General features: G+C 38.9%; 20 protein-coding genes. 11 read left to right on the plus strand and 9 right to left on the minus strand.

Features of this window, described 5'->3' with window-relative positions:
* Window positions 1-168: 168 nt before the first annotated feature.
* The 6 genes from ADHAQ_RS28075 to rpmH form a co-directional block, all read right to left on the minus strand.
* On the minus strand, window positions 169-306 hold the full coding sequence (locus ADHAQ_RS28075; protein WP_157433389.1) for a hypothetical protein: 138 nt from the start codon (window positions 304-306) through the stop codon (window positions 169-171).
* Between the two features lie 169 nt (window positions 307-475).
* Window positions 476-988, minus strand: a complete 513-nt coding sequence (locus tag ADHAQ_RS0109750; RefSeq protein ID WP_026462765.1) for a DUF2480 family protein — start codon at window positions 986-988, stop codon at window positions 476-478.
* A gap of 18 nt (window positions 989-1006) precedes the next feature.
* On the minus strand, window positions 1007-1693 hold the full coding sequence (gene tsaB, locus ADHAQ_RS0109755; RefSeq protein WP_026462766.1) for a tRNA (adenosine(37)-N6)-threonylcarbamoyltransferase complex dimerization subunit type 1 TsaB: 687 nt from the start codon (window positions 1691-1693) through the stop codon (window positions 1007-1009).
* Window positions 1694-1806: 113 nt separating this feature from the next.
* Window positions 1807-3471, minus strand: a complete 1665-nt coding sequence (locus ADHAQ_RS0109760; protein ID WP_026462767.1) for a S41 family peptidase — start codon at window positions 3469-3471, stop codon at window positions 1807-1809.
* Between the two features lie 32 nt (window positions 3472-3503).
* On the minus strand, window positions 3504-3908 hold the full coding sequence (gene rnpA, locus ADHAQ_RS0109765) for a ribonuclease P protein component (protein WP_084523800.1): 405 nt from the start codon (window positions 3906-3908) through the stop codon (window positions 3504-3506).
* 41 nt (window positions 3909-3949) lie between these two features.
* Window positions 3950-4108 (minus strand): 50S ribosomal protein L34, encoded by a 159-nt coding sequence (gene rpmH, locus ADHAQ_RS27625; RefSeq protein WP_071781106.1) that lies wholly within the window; start codon window positions 4106-4108, stop codon window positions 3950-3952.
* 153 nt (window positions 4109-4261) lie between these two features.
* On the opposite strand from rpmH, the gene ADHAQ_RS0109770 reads away from it, so the two are divergent.
* Window positions 4262-5980, plus strand: a complete 1719-nt coding sequence (locus ADHAQ_RS0109770) for a M61 family metallopeptidase (protein ID WP_026462769.1) — start codon at window positions 4262-4264, stop codon at window positions 5978-5980.
* 39 nt (window positions 5981-6019) lie between these two features.
* On the opposite strand, the gene ADHAQ_RS0109775 is transcribed toward ADHAQ_RS0109770, so the two are convergent.
* Window positions 6020-6295, minus strand: coding sequence for a hypothetical protein (locus ADHAQ_RS0109775; RefSeq protein ID WP_026462770.1), 276 nt, complete (start codon window positions 6293-6295; stop codon window positions 6020-6022).
* Between the two features lie 209 nt (window positions 6296-6504).
* Here ADHAQ_RS0109775 and ADHAQ_RS25205 point away from each other — a divergent pair, with 209 nt between their 5' ends.
* From ADHAQ_RS25205 to ADHAQ_RS0109805, 6 genes are all read left to right on the plus strand, one after another.
* Entirely contained in the window at window positions 6505-8184 is a 1680-nt protein-coding gene (locus ADHAQ_RS25205) for an arginine deiminase family protein (RefSeq protein WP_034256720.1), read from the plus strand.
* Window positions 8185-8220: 36 nt separating this feature from the next.
* Entirely contained in the window at window positions 8221-9141 is a 921-nt protein-coding gene (gene ctlX, locus ADHAQ_RS0109785; RefSeq protein WP_026462771.1) for a citrulline utilization hydrolase CtlX, read from the plus strand.
* Between the two features lie 121 nt (window positions 9142-9262).
* On the plus strand, window positions 9263-10546 hold the full coding sequence (locus tag ADHAQ_RS25210; RefSeq protein WP_051359830.1) for an aspartyl protease family protein: 1284 nt from the start codon (window positions 9263-9265) through the stop codon (window positions 10544-10546).
* Window positions 10547-11275: 729 nt separating this feature from the next.
* Window positions 11276-17632, plus strand: coding sequence for an Ig-like domain-containing protein (locus ADHAQ_RS0109795; RefSeq protein ID WP_026462772.1), 6357 nt, complete (start codon window positions 11276-11278; stop codon window positions 17630-17632).
* Between the two features lie 7 nt (window positions 17633-17639).
* Window positions 17640-18638, plus strand: coding sequence for a PorP/SprF family type IX secretion system membrane protein (locus ADHAQ_RS0109800; protein ID WP_026462773.1), 999 nt, complete (start codon window positions 17640-17642; stop codon window positions 18636-18638).
* Between the two features lie 306 nt (window positions 18639-18944).
* Window positions 18945-19712 carry a S1/P1 nuclease gene (locus tag ADHAQ_RS0109805; protein WP_026462774.1) on the plus strand — a complete coding sequence of 256 codons (768 nt, stop codon included), beginning with the start codon at window positions 18945-18947 and terminating at the stop codon, window positions 19710-19712.
* Window positions 19713-19786: 74 nt separating this feature from the next.
* Here the strand turns inward: ADHAQ_RS0109805 and ADHAQ_RS0109810 are convergent, their stop codons facing one another.
* Window positions 19787-20557: a TerC family protein gene (locus tag ADHAQ_RS0109810; RefSeq protein ID WP_026462775.1), complete on the minus strand. Its 771-nt coding sequence runs from the start codon at window positions 20555-20557 to the stop codon at window positions 19787-19789.
* A gap of 470 nt (window positions 20558-21027) precedes the next feature.
* Here ADHAQ_RS0109810 and ADHAQ_RS0109815 point away from each other — a divergent pair, with 470 nt between their 5' ends.
* The gene (locus tag ADHAQ_RS0109815) at window positions 21028-21342 is read left to right on the plus strand and encodes a hypothetical protein (RefSeq protein WP_026462776.1); all 315 of its coding nucleotides are present in this window, start codon (window positions 21028-21030) and stop codon (window positions 21340-21342) included.
* A 380-nt stretch (window positions 21343-21722) separates the two neighbouring features.
* Here the strand turns inward: ADHAQ_RS0109815 and ADHAQ_RS0109820 are convergent, their stop codons facing one another.
* Window positions 21723-21974, minus strand: a complete 252-nt coding sequence (locus tag ADHAQ_RS0109820; protein WP_026462777.1) for a hypothetical protein — start codon at window positions 21972-21974, stop codon at window positions 21723-21725.
* A 590-nt stretch (window positions 21975-22564) separates the two neighbouring features.
* Here ADHAQ_RS0109820 and ADHAQ_RS0109825 point away from each other — a divergent pair.
* The 3 genes from ADHAQ_RS0109825 (at window position 22565) to ADHAQ_RS0109835 (ending at window position 24655) form a co-directional block, all read left to right on the plus strand.
* Window positions 22565-23026, plus strand: coding sequence for a hypothetical protein (locus tag ADHAQ_RS0109825; RefSeq protein WP_157433390.1), 462 nt, complete (start codon window positions 22565-22567; stop codon window positions 23024-23026).
* The gene (locus tag ADHAQ_RS0109830) at window positions 23023-23955 is read left to right on the plus strand and encodes an alpha/beta hydrolase (protein WP_026462779.1); all 933 of its coding nucleotides are present in this window, start codon (window positions 23023-23025) and stop codon (window positions 23953-23955) included. Before ADHAQ_RS0109825 ends, ADHAQ_RS0109830 begins: the two co-directional genes overlap by 4 nt.
* Window positions 23956-24466: 511 nt before the next feature.
* On the plus strand, window positions 24467-24655 hold the full coding sequence (locus ADHAQ_RS0109835) for a hypothetical protein (protein ID WP_169727992.1): 189 nt from the start codon (window positions 24467-24469) through the stop codon (window positions 24653-24655).
* Window positions 24656-25261 lie beyond the last annotated feature (606 nt).

Raw genomic sequence — 25261 nt, forward strand, 5'->3', positions numbered from 1 at the left:
TAGTAATATTTTTTCTACCCGCAAACTTCTATGCAAAGTTTTTTTATTTTTTTCAGAAGACTTTCTCTTCTTTTCCTGCTCTAAAAACCCTAAACCTCTTTTTCATTGGAAACGGTTGCAAAGATAAGAAAGCTTTTTCACATTGTTAGCAAAAAATTTAAACTTTTTTTATTCCTGCTGGTTATGCAGCCGCTCTGTTTCCGCCTCCTGCTGATTTGGTTGCACAAAGGTAGTAGGTTTCCTCCGGTAAACAAGCACCCTTGCTTGCTTTTCCTGTTTCTTATGCCGTTCCAGCCTCTTCTTCATCTGCTAATGAAGGTGTTAACGGCTCAACTTTTTTTACCAAACCACCTTGTTTTTTCTTTTACAGGATCAGTTGTCACGCTTTTCCTGCTCTACTCCTTCCCTACTCTTTAACCTGCTAAATAAAAAAAAGCAGCTAAGGTTTATCTCTAGCTGCTTTCTCTTCAAAATTTTATATGGCTTTCGGTTTTTTATATATTGGCACTGTACTACATGGTTCGCCATACATGATACTGCTGGCCACGGGTAATAACAGGTGCATTATTTCTACATAGGCATAAGTTGGTACCGGCAAGTTTCCACAACCTTTTATTACCACTTTAGCATCCTGATAATTAGCCGGGTTAATTTTTGCGAAAGCATCCTGGAAAAGCGCCTGTTCTAATGCATCTAAATCTCCGAACACAAATCGGTTAGCGTGTGGCTTCAACTTGGTAGCCAGTAGCATGTAAGCCCAAGTCGGGACTATGGCATCAGCTGAATTTATTATAGCTACATTTTTACCTGCATAAGCCGACCAATCATTTTCCTTGATAAAATCGCGGAAATTCTTTTCCTTTAAAATTAAACCCATAAAAAGGTTTTCTTTTATATCATAAATTACGCGCTCACCCGGATGAATTAAATCCTCCAGGTTTATTGTAACCAACGCACTCTGTGCTACTTTATTTATTAATTCAGACATGTTATTTGCCCTTTCGGTTTAATTCTTTTTTGTTGTTATATAAACCTCTTTCAAATAAAAGGGTTCATAATAGGCTACATCTTCAAAATCTTTTTGCAAAAATTTTAGCCACCCTAATCTGCCAATACTTTGTGCTGTTGGCTTTATATTGTCTAAAAACAGCATCTGCTCCTTATTGGTAACTAAATCTTTATATTTTTCTGATCCGCTACCTAAAAAAATTATTTTCTTTTCCTGCGAATAATCCTGAAACAACCCTTCCTCCAAAATTACTGGGGCTACGGCCACCTTTTCCTCCAGTGCAGCATTTACTAAACAAGTATATACTTCCAAGCGGCGGGCATCAATCATGGGGCAAAAATAATATTCTTCAGCCTTAGGCGTAAAGGCTATTGCCTCAGTAGCCATTGCTTGCAGCGTAGACACTTGAATTAATGGAATATCTAAAGAAAAACACAAACCTTTAGCCGTAGAACTTCCTATTCTTAAACCTGTATAAGAGCCCGGTCCACCAGAAATAGCAATAGCGGATAAATCTTTAATTTCTACCTGGCAATTCTGCAGAAGTTGTTCTATTAGTTTAGTTATATAGGAAGAATGAGACTTTTCTATTTGCAGTTCTGACAAACCTAATAGTTGCTCATTTTTGAAAAGGGCTACCGAGCAAATGGTAGAAGACGTTTCAAGGGCTAAAAGGAAAGCCATATTATATAAAAGAAGCTTAATAAGCCACAAAGGTACGCAGTAAAAGTTTTATTCACTAAAAACAAAAAGGCTGGTTTGATTCCAGCCTTTTCATTATATAAACCTTTACATTTTTATTTCTTTTTAGAGGCATCCGCTTTTAGGTAAGTGTAAAACTTATCCTGGTTATTAAGAACATTTATAGCTGTTAAAATATTTTGATCATCATCAAAAGTTGCCTCAATTAAACCTTTTTGAAAATAGTAACGTGATACTATTTCCTGTTCCAATAATTCCCGGATTTCATCTTTAAACCGGATTAAGTCATTTGCTTTATTAGTAGATATTTTCTTCTTAATTACCTCGATATCATTCTTAAGGTCATCAAAATGCTTATCCTCTTTTGATTTCTTTACTAAGTCAGCTACTGCCTGTTCTACCCCCGTGGAATATGTTATATCTTTATTGGCTAAGAAACTTACGAATTTCTGGTACTCGGCATCAGATAAATGAAATTCTTTAGGTTTGGCTATACTAGTATTTTCTGATCTGAACTTGGTAGCATAGTCAAAAAAGTATCCTTTATTTAATAAAGTTTTAGCGATCTGGGAATATTCCCGCTCTTTAACCTCTACATCCGGACTAACTCCTCCGCCATCAAAAACCACCCGGCCATTTGCCGTTTTGAATGCAACGCGAAGCGAATCCGGAATTTTACCAAGTGATCCATCATCGTTCCGGTGCGAATAATCAATTGCCTGTATACAACGGCCGCTTGGTATATAATACTTGGCAGTAGTAACTTTTAACTGCGAATTGTAAGAAAGCGGTCGGGTTTCCTGCACTAATCCTTTACCATAAGTGCGTTCACCCACTAATACAGCCCGGTCATAATCCTGCATTACTCCCGAAACAATTTCTGAAGCAGAGGCACTGGTACTGCTGGTTAAAACTACAATGGGTATATCAGTATCAATAGGATCATCAATAGCTTTATAAACCCGATTGCGTTCTGCTAATTTACCTTTGGTACTTACAATATCCCGGCCTTTGGGAATAAATAAATTAGATATATTTACTGCCTCATTCAATAACCCGCCAGGATTATCCCGTAAATCAAAAATTATCTTCTTAGCTCCCTGTTCTTTTAATTTCTGGATGGCATTTTTTACTTCCCGGCTTGCATCCATGGTAAAACCCGATAATTGAAAATAGCCAATATCATTGGTAACCATTCCATAATAAGGGACATTATCAATCTGAATTTTATCCCGGGTAATTTCGAGCGCTAGCGGTTTATCAAGGCCAAACCGTTTCACTTCCAGCTTTACAATGGTATTAGCCTGTCCTTTCAGTAATTTATTTACTTCACTCGCGCTTTTTTTCTCAATATTTACACCGTTTATTTTAGTAATCTCGTCGCCTGCTAATAAACCAGCCTTTTGGGCAGGATATCCTTCATAAGGCAATTGTACAATAGTTTTACCATTACGCTTGCCAATACTTGCCCCTATTCCGCCATACTGACCGGTAGTCATGGTTCGAAAATCTTCGATATCATCTTCCGGAATATAATTAGTATAAGGATCTAAAGATTTAAGCATTGCATCAATACCTGATTTCATCAACTTAGAAGGGGTAACTTCATCTACATAATAGGTATTAACTTCCTTAAAAACAGTAGCGAAAATGTCTAGGTTTTTGGCAATATCAAAAAAACGGCCATCATCAGGGGTAAAGGCAAACAGAAATCCAACGGAGGCAGAAGCTACCAGGCCGGCCAAAGTTTTCTTGAGCATAATGTTTAGAGTTAAGGAGAAAGGTACTACAGCTAATTACCTTGCAAACGTTCTAAACCTGAATTTAGTTTTTTTCTGATAATATTGAAAGGATTTTTTTCTTTACCTATATATATGATAGCTAAAGTGTATATTTTAAAGCTGTTATTAAGGAAAAAGAAGGGTTTTTGGAGGCGGTAAGCTTCCCGCATTTGCCGTTTAATCCGGTTGCGATCTACGGCCTTTTTAAAATATTTTTTAGAAACTGAAACCAGGATCTGCGGCGGCGTACTTACAGGTTCCGGATTAGTTAGGTACACAAACCGGAGGGGATATAAATTAAAAGAAGAACCCTTACTAAAAAGCTCAGTTATTAGCTTCTTACTGTGTAAGCGTTCTTCTTTCGGGAAACTATAGGAAATATTGTCTCTTTCAGGATGGCCAGGTGCAGCGCTCATTCCATAGTATGCTCTGCTGCTAGCAAAAGCACCTTTAAAGATTAAGCCTTATGTCTTTTCTCGTCAGAAACAGTTAATTTCTTACGACCTTTGGCTCTTCTGCTTGCGATTACGCGTCTGCCATTAGCTGTTTCCATTCTTGAGCGGAATCCGTGCTTATTTCTTCTTTTTCTCTGAGATGGTTGGAATGTTCTTTTCATCGTTACTACACCTATGTTTTTATTATGGCCTGCAAAATTAGTGTTATTTTCGTAAAATACAAAACCATTCCTAATAATTATTTGGAATATTTACTTCTAATCAGGCTTAACGTTTATTCTGATAATATTGCAAAGTTAATAAAAAACTAACAAATGGTTCGCTACGAAATATCATATAATAACCCACTAAGTTCTTTTATTCAGGTAAAAACATATATTTCTACCACAGGATCAGCTCCCCTGCTTTTACAATTGCCGGCTTGGCGGCCCGGGCGGTATGAGCTGCAAAACTTTGCTCAAAAAATTCAGGACTTTTCAGTTCTTGACCAGGCAAATAAGCCAGTGCCCTTTAAAAAAATCACCAAAGATTGCTGGGAAGTTGCCGCAGGCGAAACAACTGAAATTATTATTTTTTATAACTTTTACGCCCGGCAAATGGACGCCGGCGGCTCTTGGGTAGATGAAACCCAACTATATGTAAACCCAATTAACTGCCTATTAGAGGTTGTTGGTAAAGGGCACCAAGAAACGGAACTATTATTAGTTATTCCTGAAAACTATCAAATAGCCAGCGGACTACCAGCTGTTGCCAAAAACACTTTACGTGCAGAAAATTATGACCAGTTAGTTGATAGTCCGTTTATTGCCAGTTCTGATTTAGAGCATAAAGACTATAACGTAAATAATATAATATTTCATATCTGGATACAAGGAGATTGCAAACCAAACTGGGAACAAATAACTACAGATTTTAAAGCATTCACACAAGAGCAAATTAGCCTGTTCGGTGACTTCCCAGTTACTGAATACCATTTCCTGAACCAGATTTTACCTTACTCCCACTACCATGGCGTTGAACATAGCAACTCTACCGTTATTACACTGGGCCCCGGTGAGCAACTCATGAACCCCGCCATGTATAAAGAACTACTTGGCATTAGCTCCCACGAATTATTTCATACCTGGAATATTAAAAAAATTCGGCCCAAAGAAATGATGCCATACGATTTTACTAAAGAGAATTACTTCCGAACAGGCTATATAGCAGAAGGCATTACCACTTATTACGGCGATTATATACTGGCCCGGGCTAGGGTTATCTCTACAGAAGAATATTTTGATGAACTAAATGGCGTACTAAGCAGGCATTTTAATGACTATGGTCATCAACATTATTCAGTAGCAGAGTCGTCTTTCGATCTGTGGCTGGATGGTTATAAACCTGGCATACCTGATCGAAAAGTCTCTATTTATAACAAAGGAGCACTAACAGCACTTTTATTAGATTTGGAAATAAGGAGAGCAACTCATAATAAAGCAACGTTAGATACAGTAATGCAGCGCTTGTGGCAGAATTTTGGTAAAACTGGGATTGGCTATACAGAAGCAGATTATGAAAACCTGGTTAATGAGGTTGCTCAAACGTCCTTCAAGCAATATTTTACTGACTTTATACAGGGCACAGCCCCTATGCAGGAGCCACTAAATAATGCTCTTCATTATGTGGGCTGTTATTTGGCCACAGAGAAAAGTGCTTTTTCTTCTGAAGCTGTATTTGGTTTTAAAACATTTTTAAAAGAAAATGTAGTACAGGTAACTGCTATTGCTCCGGCTTCACCGGCAGCCCAAGCTTTAGCTTTAGATGATGAACTAATAGCTATCCATAACAGAAAGGTAGAAGGCAATCTGGAAGATTTACTTACAAACCTGGAAGAGGTAGAGCTAACAGTTTTCCGTAATAAAATATTACGTAAAGTTAAGTTGCAAGCTGACAGCAAAACATATTACCCAAAGTACAAAATACAAAAAATGCCTCTAGCTACCTCTGAGCAAAAAGAGAATTTTAAGCTTTGGCTCAAACAGGATTTTTAAACAAAAAAGCCGGATCTGTCATAGATCCGGCTTTTTTGTTTAGTTATGATTTTTATCACTTGGTGGATTGCTTCGGGCATTATTCCCTTTTAAGGATTTACCTCCTGATACAGAATTATGCTGCGATTGACCACGCCCCACCGGATTACCTCCTTGTGGTAAGGCCCGGTTAACGTCTTGTACCTTGGTGTCATCTGCCTGTACGGTAGGTCCTTCGGTATGAATTTTTATATTACCCTTCTCGTCCTTTTCTACAACCTTATTTCCCGAAGACGGAATAAAATGATCTTCTACACCTCTTTTATTGCTACTCATGATATATCCTCCTGTTTAATTAAAAAAGAATACTCCTATTACGGCTACATTTCTAAGAAAGATTAACGTGAGATATTATTTTTACCTAAATAGGCCATAATTCCTCTCAAATTAAATTTCTTTCTTCGTAAAATTAAAACAGTAACATTTATTGCCTGCCTTAGTATTTCTTAAAACCAACAAGTTTAAAATTATGTAAATTGGAATTTATGGAAGACCCATCCGAAAAATCAGCCATTTTTGTTGACTCCGAAATTGGTCAGCTAAAACGAATTATGATCCATCGGCCAGATATAGGAATTGGGAAAATTATTCCTACCAAATTTCAGGATTGGATGTACGACGATATTGTGCATCTAGACTCCATGAAAAAAGAGTTTGATGAGTACATAAAAATTCTGCTTTACTTTCTTGACCCGGAAAAAATTGAACTAGTTAAACAACAAGAAAAAGTTTGCCGGGAAACCTTAAGCGGCAACGATTGCCTGAACCCGGCGGACGCTAATTACTTTAATTCTGACAAAGTATTAGATGTACAATACGTTTTAAGCACTCTATTAGCAAAAAAACTCCCAGACGGCCAGTTAAACCCTACCCGGATAAAACTAATATCAGCTGTCTGTGCTATAGAAGAATGCAGTTTTGAAACAGAACAACAATTACACCAACTAGAACCGAAACAGTTAGCAAAAACGCTAATAACCGGTTTATTACCCAAAGACTTAAGTACGCCAGATTTAAATAAGTTTTTATTTCCCCCGATTCCGAACCTGGTATTTACCCGGGATATTGGAGTTGTTATCCAAGATCATTACCTGCTTAGCCGGGCATGCAAAAAAGCCAGAAACCGCGAATCGCTCATTATAAAGTACATGGCGCTTTATGATTTCTTTAAGGACGATCAAAAAAAGGTGATTGAGATTATTGAAGACAGCGGCTACTTTTTGCTAGACGAACAGGAGCAACGTAAAAACAAAGTCTCTATAGAGGGTGGAGACATTATGGTTGTCAGTCCCGGGCATGTGGTAATTGGCTGCAGCGAAAGAACATCTGCTAGTGCCGTGAATGGCTTTATCCATAAAATATTTGCTTTGCCAGACATAACCGTAGATTTAATAACGGTTGTTAAAATACCGCAACGCCGGGAACAAATGCACATTGATACGGTTTTTACGCAGGTAAAACGAAATGTATGGGTAATGTACGGGCAGTTTTCCGAAGAATTAAAAAAGCAAAAAGAAGCCAAACAAGTAGATTACCACCATTTACTGTATCATCACAAAGAAGACTCTTTATTTGAAGAAATTCAGATCTTTCAGTTTTACCGGCATAAACACCGAAAAGATTATTCGCCAGATCATAATTACCTGCTTACTACCACCGAAGATTACCAGCAACTAAACGAGGATTTAGCTAGTAAAAATTTACCTGCCTGCGCCCAAAAACCACGGGGGCTAGAGCATTTATTGCGGCAAATAAGCATTATAGATTTTAAAGTCGCTCCGGAAGATGTTATAATAATTTATTGCGGAGGCGGCAATTTTCCAGACGACGACCGGGAACAATGGACGGACGGTTGCAATTTACTGGCTTTGCGCGAAGGAGTGGTAATTGGCTATGACCGGAACACCACCACTAGCGCAGAATTTCGGAATGCCTATGCAAATCACTACCGAAAACAAGGCAAGGAATTACCAGCCAACATGCCCAAAGGATTTGAAGTAGTAACAGCCACTGAACTGCTTCGGCGGTTTGACACCGGCGAAGCCACGCCTGATGCGATACAAGATACCCTTATTCAGCTTTCTTCCGATGAATTGTCGCGGGCCAGAGGCGGTTCCCGGTGTATGAGTCAGCCGCTGCTGCGGGCTGCCTTTAATTTTCATTGAGAATTTAGTTTACGCTGTTACCAGTTTCCAAATCCAATGCATACTACTTCTGCCCTTTTGATGGTCAGGCCATCAAGTTTTGCCTATAATACGCAAACAGCCGCATCTAATGCCTTTCAGCAGGAACTCCAGGAATTAACACCGGAACAAATAAGGCTAAATGCTTTAGCTGAGTTTGATAAGTTTGTAGCTTTATTACGAGCCAAGGGCATACAAGTACTGGTAATTGATGATACCCAGGCGCCAGAGAAACCAGATGCCATTTTTCCCAATAACTGGATTACTATGCACCAGAATGGCACAATTGCGCTTTACCCCATGCACGCCCCCAACCGACGAATGGAGCGGCGCCAGGATATACTTGACCTTCTAAAACAGCATTATCAGGTAAACCATCTTATAGATTTTAGCTTATTTGAAAAAGAAGATAAATTTTTAGAAGGCACCGGCAGTATTATTCTTGATCATGAAAACCAATTTGCGTACGCCTGCATTTCCCCCCGAACTGATTTAGTTCTCCTTCATATATTTTGTGACACTTTTAAATACAAGCCGATAGCATTTCATGCTTATGATCAACATTCTGTATTAATTTACCATACCAACGTCATGCTCTGCATTGGTAGTCAATTTGCTGTTATTTGTTCAGAGGCCATTCATGATCCAGAAGAAAGGAGACTTGTATTAGATAATTTAAGCCGGACCGGACATGAATTGGTAGAAATAACGCTGGATCAGTTAAGTAGATTTGCAGGTAACATGCTCCAAGTTCATAACCACGAGGGCAAGCATTTTCTTATTATGTCGGAGCAGGCTTATAAAGCTCTTAATCCTAAACAAATTGAAAATATTGAAAAATATACTGAAATATTGGCTACACCTTTATATACCATTGAGCACATCGGTGGAGGCAGCGCCCGATGTATGTTAGCAGAAATATTTTTACCAAAAAAGTAACATTTAGAGGTAAAAAACATAAAGTTTATTACCTCTTATTACATTTTTATACTTAAATTAAATACTATTTATAAAACAATACTACCTTAAATAAATTTTAAAAAATTTAACCTAAAAGTCTATGGTAGCGGGTAGTTATCCGGAAGCAAACAAGCATTCCAAGGCTTTTAACCTTATAAAATATTGCTGCCTTCTATTTTTCTTTCTTACCCAATTTAACGTCTCTGGCCACGCCCAACAATTTTTTAAATTACATAAGGGCAAAAAGCAATATAGTTTAAAGTTTACCTTTCACCGCAACTTAATTATTTTGCCTGTTCAGGTAAATGATAAAGGTCCTTTTAATTTTATAATTGATACGGGTTTAGGGATAGGTTTAATAACAAACCCCCGACTACTGGATAGTTTAGGAATGGAAAAAGGATCCCGGATTTATGTTACCGGGGCCGGAAGTTCTATAGATGAGTTAAAAGCCTATCAGCTTCCGCATACCAAATTAGCCATACAAGGAGCTACCGCTAATAATGTTTTATTAACAGGCATTTCAGAGGATATTTTTAACCTTTCTTCGTTTGTAGGCATGCCCATTGATGGCATTTTGGGTTATCAGTTTTTCAGCAGTTTTGTAGTGAAATTTGATTTTACTACCTCTACCATGACCCTTTACGAGCCTAAAACTTTTAAATACAAACCTTCTCATGGTCAGCAAATCCCATTTGAATTAGAGGATAATAAACCTTATTTAAGAACCTTAACCACTTTCTCTGACAATGCCCAAATTACATCTAAACTAATTTTGGATACCGGAGCCGGCCATGCCCTTTCGCTCGAAACTAATTCCAATTCCAATATACAAATTCCAACTCCTTCTATTCGGGCTTTATTAGGGACCGGGCTAAATGGGAGCATTAACGGGTATATCGGCCGGATTAAAAATATTAACTTAGGCAAATATGCTTTAAACAACGTCATTGCCTCCTTCCCCGATCACTCCGATGTTGGGGCCAAAGTAAATATTACTGACCGGAATGGGAACATTGGCAACGATATTTTAAAACGGTTTCATGTTATCATTGATTACTCTAGAAGCCTGTTAACCTTAAAACCAAACCGGAATTTTAAACAACCCTTTGAGCATGATATGGGCGGGCTTGAAGTAATTGCACAAGGACAGAACTTTAACCGATTTTTTGTGAGCCGGGTTGTTCCCGGCTCACCGGCAGCAGAAGGAGACATTCAAAAAGGCGATGAAATCATTTTCTTAAATGGCTCAGCCGGCCATACCCTGGATTTAAATAGAATATATAACCTGTTCCGGCTAAAAGAAAACTTCCGGATACTACTGGTCCTTAAGCGTAATGGCGAAAACATAATCAGAGTAGTTACGCTAAAAAGAAAAATCTAGAATAAAATCCAATCAATTCAGATCATTGACCCGCTAACTAATTAAATCCAAATTTTCATACCTTTTTATTGGTTAATGGAATACTTCTCTTACTTAAAAAATACACCTCATAACAACTACCTGAAGTCTTGCCTAAAGGAATTTTTAATCGTCTTCAAAGTATTCAGAAATTAAAAGTATACCCCTAGAACCTCTTACCAGATTTAGTATTTGACTGTTTTAGCTTCAACCTACGAAGATCAGACATTTTCACCTATTGAAAGCAAAGGAATTGATATAAGAATTCTCCTCCACAAAAAATCTTAAAGCCAAGAACTAACTTTAAAAATCAATATTTATCCGAAATAAGTACATTTATAAATTTTCCTGTAAAATAAAACCTTTTTAAAATTTGATTATTTTAATAAAATAAATCTATCAACTTTAAAAATGGTAGTAACTCACCTAGCTACTTTATAAATAATACAAATTTTAAATTTAAACTTTGGAACTATTAATTGTTTAAAATTGCTTCTAAAGAAATTTAAAGGCCTTAATACTTTTAAATGGCTTACATCATATTTCTTGTTTCATTAATAAAGTTACAATTAAAGCAAAAGTCCAATAAATATTAAAACTAAACTTATGAAAAAAATTTACCATACTATTTTTTGCATTTTACAAATAACTAACAACTAATCTTAATAAAACATCCCGTTTAGTTTAACCTAAATCTTAAATTTTATTCAGATGAATTGTCAGTTTCAAAGACTTGTAATAGGTCTGCTATTGCCTATACTTTTAGTTATTGGGCTACCTCAGGCCTATGCTCAAAATTGTTCCGCAGATGCTACTTTAATAGATGCTTATCCTAATGACCCGGATAAGCCTTTTGTTAATTGCACCTCTTTTTCCGAGCCCTCTTATACTTTGCAGGTTCTTAACGGTTCCCAAACCATGGAAACCAACCAAAGCTACACCATTGAATGGGGAGACGGAACCGTCAATACATTTGACAAAACCTTTCATAAGTTTACCCACGAATACAAAGCTCTGGGAACATTTTCCTTAAAGTTTACCGTAAAAGGGGCCGATGGATGCTCTACTACCAAAGCATACAATGTATACAACGGAAGCTTTCCGGCTTTAACAGTTGGTACGCCTGGTAACACATTGGATTGCGCCCCGGCTACTTTTACATTTCCTATTTCTGGCACCCAAAATAACTCCCTTTCTACTGTTTATATATTTCAGTTTGATGATGGCACACCCCCATTAATATTTTCGCATAAAGATTTGCCATCTTCCATTACCCACGTTTTTACAAAAGCTTCTAAAGACAAACCAAACGGATATACCTTAACCGCAACAGCTACGAATGCTTGTTTATCTTCAACAGTAACTGCCGGTCCAATCAGGATTTCCTCTGGTCCGGTTGCCGACTTTATCATGGATCCGGAAAACCAAACCTGCGAGAACACTTTGGTTAGGTTATTTGATAAATCAAATGCTGGTTATAATGCGGGTTCAACTAACCCAAATAATGCAGACTATATTCGGAAATGGGAAATTTCATCAAACACAGGCTGGTCTTTTGCCGAAGGAACAAACGAAACTTCTGCTAACCCGGTAATTTTATTTTCCAAAGCAGGCGATTATTCCATTACCCTAATGGTTTCTCCGCGCAATGCCAATACCCGTTGTAAATCAGACGGAACTACTAAAGACATAAAAATACTGGCTAAGCCGGTTGCTGATTTTAGCACCTTGTTAAACCCAATAGGCGGGTGTGCTCCTGCTAAATTATCAATACTAGACAAATCTACGGGTGATGCCATCAGTTACCAATGGAAAATAACGCCGGCATCGGGTTTTACCATAACCAGTGGTTCTTTAACATCTGCTAACCCTGTTTTCGACTTTACCCAAGCCGGTGACTATGTACTTTCCTTGACTGTTACCAATATCTGTGGCACCAGTACCAAGGAAACCAATGTTAAAATAAAAGACTTACCTACAGTTACTTTACCGGCTGCTCAGGCATACTGTGGTCCGCAAACCATTTTGTTTGATTCCTCTAATCCTCTTCACAGCCCGGTTTATAATTTAAACAATACCAGCAATGTTAGCTACCACTGGGAAATAAAAGGTCCGGATAAAGGAGCGAGCTATGTTAACTCCAATAACTCCTCTCCTTTCCCCGAAATAGCTTTTAGCAAACCTGGCACTTATACTGTTTCCGTTAGCATTGTAAATGAATGTGGTACATCTGTAAAAGCAGAACAGGAAATACAGATAAAAGAAATACCTGCTGCTCCTATTGTGAAGGGAGCCTTAATCTGTGCCAATACCACCACTACCCTAACCACTTCTTCACCGGGAGAAATTGAATGGTTTAGCACCCTAACTGGCGGCACTCCACTGGCAACTGGAACAACGTTTACTACTCCTATCATTACAGAACAAACTGTTTATTATATACAAACAACAGTAAATGGCTGCACCAGCCCCCGTAATGAAGTAGTTATAAAGGTAACTCCTGCCATAACAAATAACAGCATTTCAGCTGCCCAAACAATTTGTAGTGGCTTAACCCCTAATAAAATCCTTGGTTCTGAACCAGCAGGCGGCAATGGTGCATTTACGTACTTGTGGGAATACAGCCACGATAATATTACCTTTTCGCCGGCGCCTGGGGCCAACAAGGATAAAGATTATCAGCCTGGCGCTTTAACTCAAAAAACTTATTTTCGTCGGCAAGTAAGTTCTTTGCCTTGCGGCAATATTAGCAGCAACACCATTGAAATTGAGGTAAACCCATTACCAGAGGTAGCCTCTGTTTCTTCGGTAACAGTGTGCTTAAATGGCACCGCCACTTTAACGCCTAAACCTCTTGCGGGTGTTAGCTTTAACTGGTACAGCACCGAAACAGGTACTTCCGCTTTAGCTACCGGTGCCAGCTTTACCACCCCTGCTCTTACCAAAACCAATACCTATTATGTAGAGAGTATCAGCAGCAACGGGTGCGTAAATCCACAACGTACAGCCGTAACGGTTACCGTACTGCCGGAAATTACCAATAACACCATCTCCAGCAGTCAGCAGATTTGTTCCGGAGAAGTAGCGAATACTTTATCCGGTACTAATCCGGTTGGTGGAGCAGGTGTGTATACCTATCTATGGGAAAGTAGCCAGGATGGCGTGAGCTTTGCGCCGGCCGCAGGTAATAACCAAAATCCAACCTACCAACCTGGTGCAGTTACCCATACCACTATCTACCGGAGAAAAGTAGTTTCTCAAGATTGCTTTAACTACAGCAATACCATTGAAATTAAGGTTAATCCGTTATCGTTAGCACCAGAATTAGATGGTATAACTGTTTGTGCCGGTCAACCAGCTCATTTAGTTGTTAAAGGCCAAACTGAAGGTATATATGAATGGTATACGGCCGCTAACGGTGGCGAACTGGTATTCACCGGTGCAAAAATTACCACACCTGCACTTTTAACCACCACCACTTATTACGTTCAGAAACGAATTGAAAGCTGTGTGAGCCCGCGGACAGCAGTTACGGTAACGGTAACACCGGTTATTGATAACAATACTATTGCCGCTGCCCAGACAATATGCTTTGGCAGCAAAGCTGAAACAATAACTGGTTCGGCACCTACCGGAGGTACCGGCACCTATACTTATACCTGGCAAAGCAGCACAAATAATGTTTCCTTTTCTGATATTCAGACCAATAGTCATTCAAAAGATTTTACTCCTGAGAATTTAACCCAGGATACCTGGTTTAGAAGAGTAGTAAAATCAGGCAGCTGTGATGAACATATTAGTGAGGCTATTCTAATTAAAGTCTTACCTGTTCTGACTAACAATACCATTTCGGCTGATCAGGTAATTTGTGAAGGCAAACCCGCCGCAACTTTATCGGGCAGTTCTCCGGTGGGTGGCAATGGCATCTATACGTTTGTATGGGAAAGCAGCCAGGACAATATTACGTTTTCACCGGCAGCTGGCACGAATAACCAGGCAGCCTATACACCCGGTTTATTAACAAAAACTACCTGGTTTAGAAGAACTGTTACTTCCGGCCCTTGTGCCCAGTTAGTAAGTAACCTTATTAAAATTACGGTACAGCCAATGCCAGCCGCTCCGGTAGTAACAGCTAAAACTATTTGTGTTAATTCGGCTACCCAATTAGTAGCAACTGTAAACGGCACCACAACTTTTAACTGGTACAGCACCGAAACGGGTACTACCGCTTTAGCTACCGGCGCCAGCTTTACCACCCCTGCTCTTACCAAAACTACTACCTATTATGTAGAAAGTAGCAGCAGCAACGGGTGCGTAAATCCACAACGTACAGCCGTAACGGTTACCGTACTGCCGGAAATCACCAACAACACCATCTCCAGCAGTCAGCAGATATGCTCCGGCGAAGTAGCCAATACTTTATCCGGTACTAATCCGGTTGGTGGAGCAGGTGTGTACACCTATTTATGGGAAAGCAGCCAGGATGGCGTGAGCTTTACGCCGGCCACAGGTAATAACCAAAGCCTAACCTACCAACCAGGTGCGGTTACCCATTCCACTTTCTTCCGTAGAAAAGTAGTTTCTCAGGATTGCTTTAACTACAGCAATACCATTGAAATTAAGGTGCTACCGGCCATTACCAATAATATTATCGCCGGCCACCAAACCCTTTGCCTGGATGTGGTACCTAATATTTTAACTGGCTCTACTCCAACCGGGGGCAACGAAACGTATACCTACCTGTGGGAAGTAAGTACTGCTGGGGCAACAGAAGGATTTGCTCCGGCCCCAGGGGCTAATGCAGAAAAAGATTATTCCCCTGGATACCTTACCAAAACTACCTGGTTCCGCCGGATAGTAAGCAGCAGTACTTGTACAAGCAATAAGAGTGAGGTTATACAAATAATTGTTACTCCTGCTATTTCAAACAACAACATAAGCCGTGAACAAATTATTTGTGCCGGCGCCAGGCCAGCTGCTTTATCCGGAACTTTACCAGTTGGCGGCAGCGAAAAGTATATGTACCAGTGGGAGTATAGCACTGATAACGTAACGTTCCTGCCAGCTCCGGGCACTAATAATGGACAAAACTATCAACCTAACGCTTTAACAGAAACAACCTGGTTCCGCCGAAAAGTAAGTGCAGCCGCTTGTCAGGTAAGCACTTCGGATGCTGTAAAGATTACGGTTACACCTGCCATTAGTAACAACATCTTATCTAAAGATCAGGAACTTTGTGTGGGAACCACAGCCACTACCTTAACTGGTTCTAACCCAACGGGCGGTAATGGCATCTTTACCTATCTTTGGGAGAGCAGCACCTCCGGTCCGGCTTCTGGTTTTGCCGCTGCTGCCGGTATTAATAATACCGCTGATTATGCCCCGGGTTTATTAAGCCAGACAACATGGTTCCGCCGCACTGTTTTATCTGGTCCGTGCCAGGCAAATGTTAGTGAAGTAGTAAAAGTGACCATGAACGCCAATATTATTGGCAACTTAATAGCCAGTGACCAATATATTAAAGCAGGTTCTACCCCGGCACCGTTAAGTGGAGTTGTACCTAAAGGAGGAAATGGCACCTATACTTATGCCTGGGAAAGCAGCACTGATCACGTAAATTTTGCTCCGGCTGTCGGCACTAATAATTTACAGAATTACGCACCGCCGGCTTTACTTAAAACTACCTGGTTCCGGCGCATTGTTACCTCTGGTGGCTGTTCCAACATTAGCAGCACCGTAGAAATTACCATTAACCCGTTGGTTTCTGAGAATACCATTGAAGGCGAGCAAAGTATCTGTATAAATAACCAGCCTGGCGTATTAACAGGCTCAAAACCAACTGGCGGCGACGGCACCTATAACTTTATTTGGGAGAGCAGTACGGTAAGTGCTACAGGTGGATTTATGACTGCCGCAGGCGATGTTACCGGCCAGAATCACCAACCAGGTGCCCTAAAACAAACAACATGGTTCCGCCGCAAAGTAACCTCTGGTGGTAACGTAAGTTACTCTCAGGTAATTAAAGTTACGGTTGCCGGCCAGATTACCAATAACATTATTTCAGGAGAACAAACTATTTGTGCCGGCAGCATACCTTCTCTTATAAAAGGTATGACGGCAAATGGTGGCAATGCTAGTTTAGTTTACCTCTGGGAAAGCAGCACCGACGGCAGAAACTATGTAACCGTACCGGGCATTAATAATCATGCTGATTATGCGCCGGGTGCTTTATATAAAACAACCTGGTTCAGGAGAACCGCCAGCGCTCCGGGCTGTAATTCCATCGTAAGCGATCCGGTTAAAGTTACCGTAAACCCGACTCCAGTAGTACAGGTGGCAGCACAGGGGCCTATCTGCCCGAATACCAATACCGTACTGGTTGCCCAAAGTGGCAATCCGGCTATCAACAGTGCCGAACTTAAGTACGAATGGTTTACAGCTGCAACCGGTGGTACCCCAATATTTACCGGTTCTAACTTTACCACCCCTGTACTAAATACCGAAAAAACCTACTATGTGCAAGCCAGCTTACAAGGTTGTACCAGCGCAAGGGTAGCTGTTAAGGTAAATGTAAAAGAGTCTACTGCTAATGCTGGTCAGGATGTTACCATTACCCCTGATAAGTTTGCTGAATTGCAGGCTACCGGTGGTGTCACCTACAGTTGGTTCCCGGCCGAAGGATTGAGTAATCCAAGCATTGCCAATCCGGTTGCTACGCCTAAAACCACTACGACCTATAAAGTAACCGTTACTACCGCTGAAGGCTGCGTTACTACTGATGAGGTCACCGTTACTGTTTTACCAACCATAACCGTTTACAATGGCTTTACTCCAAATGGAGATGGGCTAAACGATACCTGGGAAATTCCAAACATTGAAATGTACCCAAATTGCCAGGTGCAGATTTTCAATCGTTGGGGTAACAATGTCTTCACCTCCACTGGGTATAAACAGCCTTGGGATGGCCGATTAAACGGTAAGGATTTACCAGTAGCCACTTATTATTATACTATCAACCTGAATAATGGAGAAAAGCCAATCTCCGGAAGTGTAACCATCATCAAATAAAATTTACATGAAACACATTTATCTTTTAATAGCCGCGGTATTCATGTCAGTATCCACCATGGCGCAGCAACGGCCTCATTTTAGCCAATACATGCTAAATAATTATCTACTCAATCCGGCCTTGTCGGGTATAGAAGATTACACCGATGTGAAAGTTGGCTTTAGGCAGCAATGGGTAGGATTAGAAGGTGCCCCAAGTACGTTTTATGTTACGGCTCATACCCCTTTAAACAAGACGGATATTGCTACCTCCACCGTTCGGAACCGAAATATTAAAATAAAACGAATCGGTATCGGACAACGAGCCAGGCCACACCATGGGCTTGGCGTAGTAGCCCAGGCGGATAAAACTGGTCCGTTACAGAATACTTTATTAAATGCCAGCTATGCCTACCATTTACCTCTAAATAGCAAAACAAAAATTTCGGCCGGCGTTTCGGGCGGTTTGCTACAATATAACCTAAACCCTCAGATGGTGCACCTTCGTAACCAAAACGATCCGACCCTTTACGATAATAATATCAATGAGCTGAAAATGGATTTGAATGTTGGTTTGTGGCTATACTCTAAAAACTATTTTGTTGGCGTTTCGGGATCGCAGTTGTTACGCGATACCGGAACCAGAGAAACCCAGGTAACTTTTAACGGTTCCGGAAATTTACAAAAGCATTTTGTCGCCACAGCAGGTTATCGTATAGAAGTGAATCCCGAAGTTGCCGTTATTCCGTCATTTCAGGTTAATTACGCAACTCCTAGTCCAGTATCAGTTGATTTAAACCTTAAGGCAACTTATGCTGACCGGGTTTGGGTAGGAGGTTCTCTTCGAAAAGGAGATGCTTTTGCTGGCATGGCAGGCATTAACATTAGTTCCTTGCTTAGCCTGGGCTATTCTTATGACATTACAACTTCTGCCCTTACTTACAATAGCGCTGGCAGCCATGAAATAGTTATGGGCTTAAAGCTTCAAAACAGAGGAAAGGTAATTTGTCCGATCTGGCTTTGGTAAAATTCGACCTCTTGCGCTAAGTAATCTTGGTTTTAAGGAAAAATATTTTAAAGACCTCTCGTTGATATAGTATCAGCAGGAGGTCTTTTCTATTATGGATAAATACAGGCTCAAATAGCTATTTAACTATATTTAATCTAGGTACTTTAGGGAAATAGTTCCTATAAGAAATTCAACCCTCTACCTGATATGTTATAAATTTTAGATTCATTAAACAATAACCTTAAAATTTTTAGTTAAAAATAAACTTTTCATTTAAAAATTACTTTCTTTTGTAATAAACCAAAATTTCTATAAATAACTTTAATGAAAAAACTAATAACCTTTTGTTTACTGGTTCCTATGTTCATTGGTCAGGCATTTGGCTGGGGCCAAACAGGCCATCGGGTAGTAGGATTAGTAGCAGAACAACACCTGAATAAAAAGGCCCGGAAAAAAGTTTTAGCTATTTTACAAAACAATTCTTTGGCAGAAGTTTCTACCTGGATGGATGATATTAAATCAGATGCAGCTTATGACCATACCCATGATTGGCATTGGGTAACCATACCGGCCGATAAAAAATATGAGGAGACGCAGAAAAATCCGAAAGGCGATATCATTATGAAGGTGGAGGAATTAATAGCTGGATTAAAAGGAGGCGCCTTAACTGCTCAGCAAGAACAGGAATATATAAAATACCTGGTGCACTTAGTAGGTGATATCCATCAGCCATTACATGCCGGCACTCGTAACGACTCGGGCGGAAATGGGGTTAAGGTAGAATGGTTTGGCCGCCCTACTAATTTGCACAGCGTTTGGGACACTTATATGATTGATGACAAGAATTTAAGTTTTAGCGAGCTGGCTGATTTTTTGGATCTGCCATCGCCTGCCCAAAAGAAGCAATGGCAATCCACCTCCATCAGGAATTGGGCTGATGAATCAAGGTCGCTTGACCCGCAGGTTTATACCTTACCTGAAAACAATAAGCTAAGCTACCGGTACTCCTACCAAAACTTTGGCACTGTACAACAACGTTTGGTGCAGGCTGGCATCCGATTGGCCGGGTTGCTTAATGAAATCTACAAATAATATGTAAAACGTGACCCATAAAAAAAGCCTGATTGTATCAGGCTTTTTTTATGGGTCACGTTTTCTTCAGCAAATTAAAAGTTACTGGTTTTACGCGGATAATTGAAAAAATGAGAAGTTAGCAATGGTACCAAAAATATTAACACTGTAACCATAGAGGTAGCCCAGTCGGCGATATGCCCACCTAAGAACTTGGAGAATTGATCGTTTGGGCGGAAATGCTCATACACAGATAACCCTAATTTTAAGCCTAAAAACCCAATTACTACAAATGCAGCCGTTTCCAGAAAAGGATATTTACCCATAAGTTTTACAAACCACTGCGCCACGAATCGCATGGCTAAAATACCAATAAACACCCCTGCCCAGATTAAAATAATATTATCCGTAAAAGCAACCACGGCAAATACATTATCAATAGAAAAGGCTAAGTCCATAATTTCTACCAAAGCTACGGTAGCCCAAAACTGGCTCATCCATCCTACAGTAGCCTTATAAAGCCAATGCTCATTTTTATTTAAAAGATCATCCGCTTCATCTTTGGTACTTTTACCTTTAAAATAATCAAAAGCCAGGTAAAAAAGGTAAAGGCCACCCAACGGCTTTAACCACCATATCTGAATAAGAAAAGTGGCAAATAATAAACAAAGCCCTCTGAATACATAAGCCCCAATAATGCCATAGCGTAACGCTTTTTGCCTTTGGTGTTTAGGCAAATCCATTACCATGGTAGCCAAAACGGCGGCGTTATCTACAGAAAGTAAACTTTCAATAATAATGAGGTTAGCAATGATTGCTAAAGAGGATACCGGATTCTGTATAATCTGTTGAAAATGTTCGTACATCGATCTGTTTGCTAAATAGTGTTTAGCTATGAAGATGGCAAAGGTAATACAGGATTAGAATTGAAGCCCCACACCCTATTTAATTTTTTCTTCTGAAAATTTTGTCTGCCCCTTTTTCAGATAAATTATCCTACCATCCAAATCTTCTAAAAGAGCTATTGAGTACCTACATAACTTCCACTTATAACCTTTTAAACTTACTTAAAATGGTAACTAACAACAGCGGAATCCAATATTAATATGTGTTATATTATTAAATGCTAGCTTGTTATAAATATCATTAACACTTATTTTTACCAGTACCAAACTTTAAATAGTTACTTTTTATACTAGGTGTTTTATTTGGTGTTAAGGAAAAAGGGTAACCGGGATGGTTACCCTTTGTTTGGCTCATTTCGGTTAAAAATTTAATCTGGCTTAATTAAATATTTTATCCGTATAACAATATGTGAATCTTAAACCTAAGAACTATGTATAAAATAGATGAAACCAGTGGAGCCCAGAGAGCTACCCGTGAAGCAGCTGAAATGCTTTTTGGTGAAGAGAATCTGGAAAATTACAATACTTTTCAGGGTCGTTTAGATGAAATTGAACAACGACATGCTGATTTTTTTAAGAACCGAAAATCTTCAACCGGCCATGATGAATACGACCGGTTACATAATCATTACCAGTTGCATAATAATGGAGGGAAACCAACTTTTTCTTTCCGGGAAGATTCAGATTTACCTCCCCATATTAAAGAGGAATGCCATCAATCTTTCTACGAGGTTTGGGGAACCTGATTTTTGAAAGAAGCCAGCCACCAGCTGGCTTTCTTTTTTCTCCTATACACCTAATTTTCCTACCCGGTAACTAACTTCAACTCTACAGCTATTGTTCAAACAGAAACTATCTTTTTGTCTTTTGTTCCTTTTTAAAAGACAAATTGCCCTCCTTACGCTTTATAATTACTTTATTATGAGCATCTGTTCGCTCAAAAAAAATATATTAAAAAATATTTATTGTAATATTGACAATATGTAAAAGAAAGTTATATTTGTATAAATTACAATAAGAGATTATTTAATTTGGTGGACAGTACAAAAAGGGTAATCAGTTTCTGATTACCTTTTTTTATAGCCCCTATATAACTGTAATAACCTAGGAGCCCGTTTCTCTATTATTAGCCAACCTTTCTAATCATTGACTCCTCGGTATACAAATAAAGAACCTGAGCATCTGGAAAATACTCTAAGGTTATATGCACTTCTTCTTGGAAGGTAGTAACCCACAACTCAACATAAAAATCTTGTAAATAATAAAGCACAATATTATTGTTCCCCTTTTTACGCTGGCCTATCCTGCTTGCTTTGTCGAAAAGGAAGCACATTTGCTCTTCTTTGCTTTTTAGCCTAAATTCTGATAAGGTTATCATAGATTTATACGTAGGTATAAAATTTATTTCCCTTACGTTTTAATACCAAAAAGTTACTTTTATATAAAGATTTTTTAATATTTATTTAGCTCCATGACTTCCATATAACTAGCCTTCAAGGAAGCATACTGGTTTGTTTATTTTGTTTTCCCTTACAAATATTGATATGGTTCTTAATGTTAATTTCACTTTTAATTAGTATTAACTTTAGAATGTAACAGACCGTGTAGAAGGGAGATATTTTTGTAGATATAATTTTGAATGCTTGAATAACTGATCCTGGAACTATTAAAAGTACGCTCCACCAATCTAAAACTTAAAGCAACTTAATTTTAAATAGCTAATTGTTTCCAATCATTGGCACCCCCTGTACATTACCGGTAGTATACTATTTTTTAAAAATTATTATTATCTTTCCAAAGCTTATTTTATACCTAGCAGCAACCAAATCAACAATATAGACAAACAACCACTTTTTGCCAATGGTTAAAGATATACTCCGGAGATACTCCACATACTTTTTATTACTTAGTTTTTTCTGGTTATTGTCCGGTAATACCTATGGCCAAAGTTCCTCTCTGCACTTTGGAATGCGGTTTCAAAAAACCCTAAACTTATACCATGAAAACGGGTTCTCATTCCAGTATGGTAATCCTGCTGTATTAAATAAACATATAACAGTTGGATTGACCTATGTAAGTAGTCGTTTAGGCTCCGCCATCCGGTCAAATGCCATCAAACAAGATAATCTTTTTTTATCGGGCTCCTATAATTTCAGGGTGAACCGCACTATACAACCCTTATTACGGGCCAATGTAGGTTTATTTCGTGCTGATTATGAATCTGCTATTTTTAAAGATTTGGCTAATTCTTCTCCTTTATTGTCTACTGAATTTGGTTTGGCTATCCCACTGCATAATAGACTCAAATTTGAAAGTGCTTTAGGATATAATTTAATTACTGGAGATGGATCCGACAGTCCAGGCACCCTCTATCCCATTTTTTATCACCTAAGTATTTACTGGAATTTATTTAACCACCACTCCAAATGAAACAGTTTGCTACCTTATTCTTTTTGTTCCTGGTTTTAGCAGGTTGTGAAAAAGAACCTAAAATCACGGATACAATGCTGGATGGTGAAGTGGTTTTTGATCCATCTGTTTACCAACCCGAAAAGTACCTGGTTTCATTAGCCAAACCTAGCCCCTCTCCTGCCGATGCACAAAAGCCTGTCATTGTAGCCATCCATGGTTACAGCGCTTCTACGTTTGAGTGGGATGAATTTCGGAAGTGGTCTGGCAACCGGAATGATTTTTCCATATCTCAGGTTTTAATGGGCGGTCACGGTCGCACTTATGAAGATTTTAAAAACGCCAGTTGGGAAGATTGGCGAAAACCAGTGGAAGAAGAATACACCCGATTAGAACAAGCCGGTTATCAAAATATTAGCCTGGCCGGCTCTTCTACCGGATGCGCCATCATAACCGAAATGATTGCCAATGGTTTTTTTAACAACCGGGTAAAACCGAAAAACATTTTCTTGATTGATCCCATTGTAGTTCCTTCTGATAAATTTTTAACCTTGGTGGGGGTGGCTGGTCCGGTGGTGGGTTATATAGAAGCCGATAATACCACCGAAGAAGACAAACATTACTACCACTTTCGGCCTTACGAAACGCTTAAAGAACTTAGGGAGCTGATTAATCTGGTTCGGAAAGATTTAGAAAAAGGTATAGTATTACCGGCCGGCAGCCAACTCAAAGTATATAAATCCAAGATAGATGAAACGGCTGATCCTGTTAGCGCTGTTATGTTATATAAAGGCATTAAGACCTCTGATAACAAGCCGATTGAAGTAAGCATGGTAGATTCTGATTTGCATGTATTTACCCGACTTGATTTACGAAAAAGTGTAACAGCAAAAGACCTGGAAAATCAAAGACAAACCTTTGAAGAAATAGCTTCCCGATTAACCAGATAAAGAATCAAATACAAGCATAAAAAAAGCACTTCCCGGAAGAAGTGCTTTTGTGTTTGTATTCCCAATGTGATTGGCCGCCCGCCTCCAACTTCCTTGCCTCTGGTAAGGCTGCTCTTTTACGGACTAATCAGAGCTCCACATCCATCCTTATTTCTTAGGGAATTAAACTTGATATTAGGTAAAATGTTTTATACTTTTCAAATAAACTTGTAGCACTTTCACTTATTTTTAATTTTCTAATTAATTCAAAATTAAGTAGTTCTAGTTTTATTTAAAGTATAATACCTAGAAAAGCGCCTTCATTAAAAATATTTCACTAGAAGCTTAATATAATTGTATATATTATAAAACTAACATTTTTATCTTTCCTTACCGTATTTCTGGCTGCTTTCAAGGGCAAAGAGTCCAACTTTTTCGGCAGATACTGATTTACACCGAAAAATACTGATCTTTAATAGTTTAGGAATTTTCTACTAGGGCTCCCTGTTCATGGCATAAGATGAGAATATTAGTGGAAAATAAGATCCAGGTAGAGGAAGTTCTTAAAAAAATAAGCGAAGCAGATTTTGCATCGTGCCGGGAGACTGTAGAGTTTATCAAGAATTTAGATATGGCTCTTTATACAACGGAAGAAATAAAATTAATTAGCAACAAATTAAGTGACCAAATAAATTACCTCATTCAGAGAGAAATGAAGTAGTCATACATTACTTATCTCAATACAATAATTTTTACCCAATAATAAGCAGGCAAACCGATAGAAATACTTTCTTCTTGCCAACCATTTTTTAGGTTTTAAAACTATAAAACCTCCTGATGCTTTTATTCAAACTACCTTAATACTATACAAGCAGGTACAGTCCATTTATAGTGGTTACAAGCTGAAAAGCCTACTGCATAGCTTTTTTTACGCCTCCCGCTCATTAACACTTTCAATAAGTAAATCCGGCACCTGGCATTGGGTTTACACTAATAAATCTTTAAATAATTGTTGCCTTAGGCGTCTTGTAGTTTCATCGTAAAAGATGGAAAATTCTATGCTTTACATCAATTTAAAGCTTATAGAATAACAATCCATGGAGCTGGCCATTTTTGTGCATTATCGATAGAAACTAAGCCAATAAAACAAGATAAAACTTTTTTTACAAGCAGCACTAATGCTTATTCACTATCTTTAATCTACTCCAATAACTTGGTTATGCTGCCCTTGCGGCGGTAATGATTTAAAACTCCGGCAATCCTGGAACTTATACCATTTAATACAAGAATTTCCTGCACAACCACTGCCCTAAAGACTCGTATTAAA

This window comes from Adhaeribacter aquaticus DSM 16391 (assembly GCF_000473365.1).
GTDB lineage: Bacteria > Bacteroidota > Bacteroidia > Cytophagales > Hymenobacteraceae > Adhaeribacter > Adhaeribacter aquaticus.